Here is an 8228-nt window from a genome sequence, read left to right on the forward strand (position 1 = left end):
ATCGAGAGCCCACGGCCATCGCGGTGGCGACTCGGCGGCTACACCACGTACACCGGATCGGGGTGGGAACGACGCGAGGAGATGACGGAGCGACTCGGAGGGGCGATGTCGACTGCGGAAGGAACCCCTAGCGCGCCGGCGTACGACATCCGGGTCACGACCAGACGGCCGTTCCGGTCGCTCGTAACGGTCTGGCGACCGGCACTCGCCGCCGCACCGAACCGCCAACCGTCGGTTACTGAAACAGACGGCGTAGTCGTCGACGAACCACTCCAGTCGGGTGAAACGTACGTGACATCGACGTACGGCCCACCGTCAATCAGCGGCGCGGCCGGGGCGACGGGCGCACCGCCGCCGGGGATTCGCGACCGCTACACCCAACTGCCCGACGGCACACCGCCTGCACTCGAAGCGTTTACGAGCGATCTCACCAGCGACACGGAGACGCCGTATGAATCCGCAGCGACCGTTCAGTCGTGGCTCAAGCAAAACAAGTCGTATTCGCTTGAGGCGACTCACGACCCCGGGCGGGACGTTGCGACGGAGTTCGTTTTCGAGATGGATGCCGGCTATTGTCAGTACTTCGCGACCTCGATGACCGCAATGTTGCGGACACAAGGGATCCCCGCTCGGTACGTCACCGGGTACGGCGTCGGTGAGCAGATCAACGACGACACGTATCTCGTCCGCGGTTCGGACGCCCACGCGTGGGTCGAGGTGTATATCGATGGTGCCGGGTGGGTGACATTCGATCCGACGCCCGCTGACGGGCGTGTCGACGCCGGCCGCGACGACACTCGACTCGGCGATCCCGCCACGGAGGCGGGAGCCAACAGCCCCGAGGAGCAGCCGGGGTCGGAGACCCCGAACGGGGAGCAACAGCCGGCGGATAGTGCGAAGCAAGACGAATCAGCGGATAATCAAGAACCAACAGAGCCAGACGACGAAGACGATCAGCAAGACGAGGAAGATGACCAACAGGACGACGAAGACGTAGAGCCCATCGAGATTACGGTTCCAACGGATCCGGTTCCTGGCCGCGAGCTGACGGTGACGGTGACACGTGGCGAGGCCCCCGTCCCCGGAGCGGTGGTTTCGTTCAACGGCGACCCGGTCGGCGAGACTGACGGTTCGGGCAACGTGACCGGAGAAGTACCGTACAACTCCTCGCTCGAGATCACGGCGGAACTCACTGACGACACGGCTGAGGCACAACCGAGCGAATCGGTCTCTGCTTCCGGGCGAATGGCGGGGGAACTATCGTGGCTTTCGACTGGGGACGAATCACGCACGTCAGCCGCGATGGGCAACGTCACCGTCGACGTTCCAACCGAAATCGACGTCAGACTGTTGGGGACGCCGGTCGCGGGCGAGTCGATCACCGTCCTCGGGACGATCGCCGGCGAGCCGGTTCCGAACGCGACCGTCCGGGTGAACGGAACCGAAACGACAGGCACCGACGCGGCCGGGCAGGCGACCGTCGATGTCCCGACGGCCGATGCAGCCGAACTCGCCCTCGAACGCGGCGACGCTCGTGGAACGGCGACCATCGAACCGCTCGCGTTCGACCTCGAGGTCGCCGCGTCGACGGTCGTTCCGCTCCCGTCAACAGGGGTAACAGCCACCGTCACGCTCGACGGCGACCCGGTCGAAAACGCGACGCTCGTCCTCGACGGTCAACTGGTCGGGACGACAGGGGCAGACGGTACTGTCGGGGCCGGGTTGCCGTTCGCCGACGAGGCAACGATCGAGGCGACCGCTTCGGTCGATGAGGCGACCCCAAGCGCGACGATGACGGTCGACGACATGTATCGAAACCTCGCGCTCGTCACGGCCGCAGCACTCCTCGTGGTCTTGATCCCGATACAGTTCGCACGCCGACGCGGCGTAACCGCCCGCTCGGCCGCCCGATCGATTCAGTGGGCCGCGATCCAGGGCGCACGGCTCGCACTCGCCGCGATCGTCACGCTCGCTGCGGCGATGAATTCCGGGGTGTCGGCGATGGCACGGTGGCTTCGACGGGCTATCGAGTTGCTCTCCAACGGGATCGAGGGGGCAGTTACACTTTTATATTCGATCGCAACCGGGACCGCCGGACTCTGCCGTCGCGCCGCGGCTGGGATCCGGACACTCCCCCAGCGGCTCGATCCCCACGCGATCATCGCTGCCCTTCGCCGGCTTCGACGGTCCGCGGCCGACTCGATCGGGAAAGACGGCTGCACCACCGAGGCGATCGAGCAGACTGAACAACAACGCACGGTCCGTGAGGTGTGGGCGGCGTTTCGCGGGTACGTCTCGATCCGCTCGTGGCGAACCTCGACGCCGGGCGAAATCGCACGCTGGGCGGTCAGCCGTGATGGGCTTCCGAGGGACGCGGTCGGAACGATCACCGACGCCTTCCGGGATGTCGAGTACGGCAACCGCTCGCCGGACGACCGTGCGCCGGCCGCCAGAGACGCCCTCGAGTCGATTCGGACGGCAGACAGAACCGAAGACGACGGAGCGGACTCGGAACCATGAGTTTGTCTCGCGATCCGCGTTGCCTCCGTCGATCTGACGCCAACCAGTGCCGACCGTTTCCGGCGGGCGTGTCCGCCGTTGTAGTATGAGTGACTACCCGTCGCCGCTTCGGGCACTCATCGAGCTGGCCGCTATCGGCTCTCTCGGGTTTGCGGTCGCACTCGTGTTCGCCCCCGATCTTCCGGTTTCGATTACCCCGCTCACCGGACTCGACGTGATCAGGAACGACTCACTCCGGGCGGCGATGTTCGCCGTCATCGGTGCAGTCGGTCTCGCGTGGGTACACTGGACGACGCCGTCGCAGTCGAACAGAACGAACACCCGCACCGCCGAGACAGAGGACCGGCCGCTCGATTTTGAAACACTGCGCAGTCACCCCCCTGAAGATGCTGCTTCCGCCCCGACTGTCGGTAAACGCTTCGAGGCACACATCGATGCGGCCGCCGCTGCGGCCCGAACCGGGGGTGCTGACCCAGCTCGCGAGCAGCTTCAATCGATCGCTATCGACGCGATCGCCCAGACCAACAGTTGCTCTCGAGATACGGCTCAATCGGTGCTTTCGAAGGGCGAGTGGACTGCTGATCCCGTGGCAGCCGCGTACCTTGCCGACAGGGAGGCGACGCTCCCGTTCGTCAGGCGACTGATGGCGTGGCTCCGTCCGGCACGGACGCGCCGGAGACGGATCGAGCGGGCTATCAACGCCGTTGTGACGCATCTTGAGGGGACCGATCGCCGATGACCGGAGCGGTTGGGGGTCGAACCGATGCAGCGGTTCTCGCGGCGATCGCACTCGTCGTCCTCGGAACGGTGCTCGGCAACGCCGCCCTGTTCGTTGCTGCTGCCGTTCCGATCTCCATCTTGCTCCTCAGCTGGCTTGCGAGCCCACCCTCCCCGGAGATCGCCGTCGAACGACGGATCGATCCCTCACCGGCCGCCCCGGGCGAGCGGACCAGCGTGACGCTCACGGTTCACAACGAGGGCGAGACGACGCTTTCGGACGCGCGGTTCGTGGATGGCGTCCCGACGGAGCTGTCCGTCTCGGCCGGGTCACCTCGCGGTTGCCTGTCCATCCGTCCCGGGGAGTCCGGGTCGATCTCGTATGAGATCGTTCCACGGCAGGGACGCTACGAGTTCGAGGACCCGATCGTTCGGCTCCGGCCGATCTCGGGCGCTGCCGTAACAACAACGCATTCACCAGCCGTCGGTGACGCGACGCTCTCGTGTCGTCGGAACGCCGGGGCGATCCCACAACTCAATGGGGCGTTACGCCGTGTCGGAACGCAACCGACCGACAGCGGCGGCCCCGGTATACAGTTTCACTCGACGCGGGAATATCGCCCGGGCGATGAGGTTCGTCGGATCGACTGGCGGCGGCTCGCGAAGACGGGGGAACTCACGACGGTGAACTTCGACGAGACGAGTACGGCGGAGACAGTCGTCATCGCTGACGGCCGATCCGCCGGCAGGCGGGCTCGCACAACGGGGCATCCAACCGCGACGGAACTGACGGCGTACGCTGCCGACCGAGCGATCACCGCCCTCGTGTCGGCAGGGAATGCGGTCGGCCTGTGCGCGCTCGGGATCACGAACGAAGCCGTCGACGTTCCGTTGGCGTCCGATAACCAGGGGCGGCCATGGGTGCCAACCGGGCTGGACGACGCGACACGGACCCAGATCGACGCCGTGTTGGACGCTGTCGTCGAGGGTGCGAGGGCCGAGCCCGACGATAGCCGACTGGCGACTCCAAGCGACGCGGTGGCCGATGGCGGTCACGGCGGTGCGTTCTTCGGGCTTCGGACGCGGCTATCAAACCGGGCGGACGTGATCGTTGTGACGCCGGCGCTCGATGAGGCGCCAGTATCGCTCGTCGAGACCGTGCTGGCTGCTGGTCATCGGACGGTCGTCATCGCACCGGACGTGACGGACTGTGAGACTCCGGGACGGGCCGTTAGACACGCTGAACGGGTGGTCCGGCTTCGACGGCTCAGAGCCACCGATGCGACCGTTATCGACTGGGATACGCGACAGCCGCTGTCAGCCACACTGGAGGCACATCGATGAGCGAATCACTGCTCCCCGAAGCGAACTGGCGGCCGACGACAACGGCGACAACGGCCGCCGCCTCAATCGCGGTGGTGTCGACGCTCGCGCTCGCTGCCATCGTGGGCGACGCCCTCGTTCCGGCCGCACTCGGGGTCCTCTCCGGGGCAGCGCTCGCGGCGACGGTTCGGACAGTCGCGGCCGCCGAACGCCGGGTTGCAACCGCGGTTGGCGGGTCGCTCGCGGTCGTCGCCGGAGCCGCGTTCCTCGGGTGGCTGTTGGCAGCGGTCGTCGTTCAGACGGCGTGGCCGCCGATACCGCCGATCGAGGTGCTTGCGCTTGCACCGTTTCTTTTCGGACTCGGCGGCTTCGTAACTGGGTTTGGCGCGTTTTCGTCGGTCAGGAGCCGTTCGCCAACAGCCGATGCCGGACGAACCGCCGCTCGGTTGCTCCTCGTTGTTGTCGTGCCGGTCTGTGCGATCGGCGGTACCCGAATCGATGCTCCCCTCACGCCGGTTCGAAACGCCGCGCTCGAGTTCCTCGCAGCCCCGACGCCGACGTTAGTTTCGGCGAGCGCGGTGTTCTCGCGGCTCGGAGGATTATTGATCCTGTTCTCGGCGAGTGCTGTCGCCGTCCGGTATGGGGTCGCTCAGCTTCCGTTCGTCGAACTCGCGAGCGAGTCGGCCAGGCCGACCGCGATCGCTGTCCGCCGTTGGTCGCGGCGGTTCCTCGGGTACGCAGCCGCTTTTTCGGGGCTCATCGGGTTCATGTTTATACTCACGCGTGGACGACTCGCGGGATACGAACGCGAACTGCCGCCGGAACTCATGGGTACGCTCGCCGCCGCGTCAGCGTCACCGACGCTCCGTGGCGGCCTTATCGCGGCTGGCGTCGCCGCCATCGTCGCTGTTTTGCTAATACGAACGCTCCGATTCGTCGCCTCTGAACGGTTCCCACCCCGCTGGCTCCCCGTCGTCTCGTTCACCACCGGGGGCGTACTCACCGCGGGCGCGGCAGTCGCCAACGAGCCCGCCGCATCGGTCGCACTCAGTCGCGCAACGACGCCCACGGGCGAGACGGTTATCCGCGAACTGCTCACCACGTTTGGATCTTTCAGCCTACTGACCGGGCTCATCGTCGCATCGATCGGGGTCGCGTCGACACTCGCTATCAGTATCAGCCTCGCGGCCGGAGTGCGGGCGCTCGGTGCTGCTGCGGGAATGCAACTTGCTGGCACGGGTGTGTTCATTGCTGCCATCGCCGCAGGCATTGCCGGGGGTCCGGTCCTCGTCGTCCTATGTGGCGTTGCAGCGAGCCTTCTCGTGTGGGATCTCGGCGAGTTCGCCGTCACGCTCGGCCTGGAAATCGGTCACCGCGGCCCCACTCGGCGAGGAGAACTCACGCATGTCGTCGGGGGTGTCGTGATCGTCTCCCTCGCGGTCGCCGTCGGGGTCGCTGTCGTCCTCGCGACCGGTCGACTCCCAGAGCCATCAAGCGAGGCGACCACGCTTGCCGTGATCGCCGCGACACTTGGAACAGTGACGTTGCTCGTCGTTGCTCGGTAAATCACGCGAGTTAGCTCATCAACCGATATCGGCCAGCGTTCAATCGGCCGCGACCGCCGGAACCTCGAGTTGTGCCACGATATCGTCGACGACAGCGGCCGGTGACACGCCGCGAACCGTGGCCTCGGAGTTGAGGATCACCCGGTGTTCGAACGTCTCGCGGACGACCGCCCTGATATCGTCGGGAGCGACGTACGTCCGGCCGTTGATGAGCGCCCGCGAGCGACTCGCCTCGAATAGCCGCTGGATGCCTCGCGGGGACACGCCGACATCGACGCGGTCGTCTGCACGGGTCGCTTCCCCCAACTCGATCAGGTACGCACGGAGTTCGCTATCAACGGTGATCCGCTCGGGAACAAGCTGGAGCTCGGGAACTGTCTCGCCATTCAGAACCGTCTGCGGGGTGGGTGTCCGTTCGGTTCGGTCGGCTCGTCGATCCAGGATGGTTCGCATCTCGCCGGTGTCCGGGTAGCCGAGTTCTGTTTTCAGGATGAACCGATCCCGCTGAGCCTCCGGGAGTGCGAACGTTCCCTCCTGTTCGACCGGGTTCTGGGTGGCGATGACGAAGAACGGTTTCGGTAGCTGATACGTCGTCCCGTCGGCCGAGACCTGCCCTTCGGACATCGCCTCGAGCAACGCGGCCTGTGTCTTCGGCGGCGCGCGGTTGATCTCGTCGGCTAACACGACGTTCGCAAAGACCGGGCCTTCAGCGAACTCGAATTCGCCGCGCTTCTCGCGGTAGACGTGCGAGCCGGTGATATCGCCGGGAAGCAGATCCGGCGTGAACTGGATGCGGTTGAACGAGAGTCCCAATGCGGTGGCGAAGCTCCGCGCGGTGAGCGTCTTTCCGGTTCCTGGGACATCTTCCAACAGGACGTGCCCCCGGGAGAGGATGCCCGTCAATACCGTCTCCAGGATATCGTCATCGACGACGACAACCTCGCCGATAGCGTCGATGACGGCCCCACACATCTTCGATGCCTCCGCTGGGTCCATACAAGATGGCTTGCCCTGAACGTATTTCAATCCCCGAGACGATTCGTGAGAAGTATCCGGAACACCCGCATGAGCCCCACCTCCGCATTGTTACTCGCCAGGCTACGACTGTGGTGCGTCTCCGACAGGAGCTGTTCGCCAGTAACCCCGCTCAGCGCGACGCGCGTGCCAGGACGTTCACCGATATTCACTCAGAAAGCGCGTGCTGCACACAGCCCCCCATACCCGCAATGTATCCGTCTCCGGCCCCAATGGTAGGTACTTCCTACGATGGATGCTGTAGACTTTGACGAACCGCCAGCAAGCCCGGCGGACAGCCCCCAGTCAATTCGTTGTGCGGCGTGCGATGCAGCGCTTCAATCGCCGAGCAGGGACACCATCTCCTTCCTGTTGTTTGATCAGTTCACAATTCCGCTCGTCGGGTGCCCCGACCATCTGGATCAGTTTAGCACGGTCTGTGGGTTGACCACCGAGGATAGCGCGACCGTCTTGCAGCATCGCCCAGCCGGCGGACTCCAGTGTCCGGGCTGTCGGCACGCCGCCCACCAACCCCAACATCCCGTCATCCCGGTTGGAACCGGCGCTGTCGCGGTGCTTGCGTGCCCGATGCACCAAGACGATATCATCGGCCGGTTTCGAACCGGGTTGCGGACACAACGCCACCTTACTGCATCGCTTGCATCGCAGTGAGCGGATGGCTGTTCGCAAAATAATCTTGGGCGTGTGATGCCGATAACAGACCCGCGGTAGTGGCATGGTGGAAATTCACACCACGGGTCCACCAGATATCGGAGATAGAACATACTATATTTTTGCTTTCTTTCAGGTTCTGAGCCTATTGGGGGCATTCTCAGACGACCTACTGGATACAGCGACTACATTCAGTCAACTGCACTGTCTATGTATCATCTGCCAGTCAGCCTAATACGAACGAACACAATCCCCCGCGTATGCACTGGACTCGGCGCCGTGATCTAGAAGGCGGCAAGGAACTCGGGATTTGGCTGTTACTCGACTCCGAGGGCTCGGTTCAAGAGGAGTTGTACGTGGAGTCACACGAATATCGCGGGGGCGGATTTGATGTCTACACGGCTACACCGGATGGCG

At 64.8% G+C, this 8228-nt stretch carries 5 protein-coding genes; 4 read left to right on the forward strand and 1 reads right to left on the reverse strand.

Translation table 11 applies throughout. The features are described 5' to 3' along the window. The 4 genes from ACI944_RS08800 to ACI944_RS08815 form a co-directional block, all read left to right on the forward strand. On the forward strand, positions 1 to 2520 hold a 2520-nt coding region (locus tag ACI944_RS08800), incomplete at its 5' end, for a DUF4129 domain-containing transglutaminase family protein (protein WP_411718680.1). Between the two features lie 85 nt (positions 2521 to 2605). After that, entirely contained in the window at positions 2606 to 3259 is a 654-nt protein-coding gene (locus ACI944_RS08805) for a hypothetical protein (protein WP_411718681.1), read from the forward strand. Next, positions 3256 to 4581 (forward strand): DUF58 domain-containing protein, encoded by a 1326-nt coding sequence (locus tag ACI944_RS08810; RefSeq protein ID WP_411718682.1) that lies wholly within the window; start codon positions 3256 to 3258, stop codon positions 4579 to 4581. Before ACI944_RS08805 ends, ACI944_RS08810 begins: the two co-directional genes overlap by 4 nt. Further along, positions 4578 to 6125: a hypothetical protein gene (locus ACI944_RS08815; protein WP_411718683.1), complete on the forward strand. Its 1548-nt coding sequence runs from the start codon at positions 4578 to 4580 to the stop codon at positions 6123 to 6125. Before ACI944_RS08810 ends, ACI944_RS08815 begins: the two co-directional genes overlap by 4 nt. Before the next feature lie 39 nt (positions 6126 to 6164). On the opposite strand, the gene ACI944_RS08820 is transcribed toward ACI944_RS08815, so the two are convergent. Further along, entirely contained in the window at positions 6165 to 7121 is a 957-nt protein-coding gene (locus ACI944_RS08820) for an AAA family ATPase (protein WP_411718684.1), read from the reverse strand. Between the last annotated feature and the right edge of the window lie 1107 nt (positions 7122 to 8228).

Source organism: Natronomonas sp. (genome assembly GCF_046710025.1).
Taxonomy (GTDB): Archaea; Halobacteriota; Halobacteria; order Halobacteriales; family Haloarculaceae; genus Natronomonas.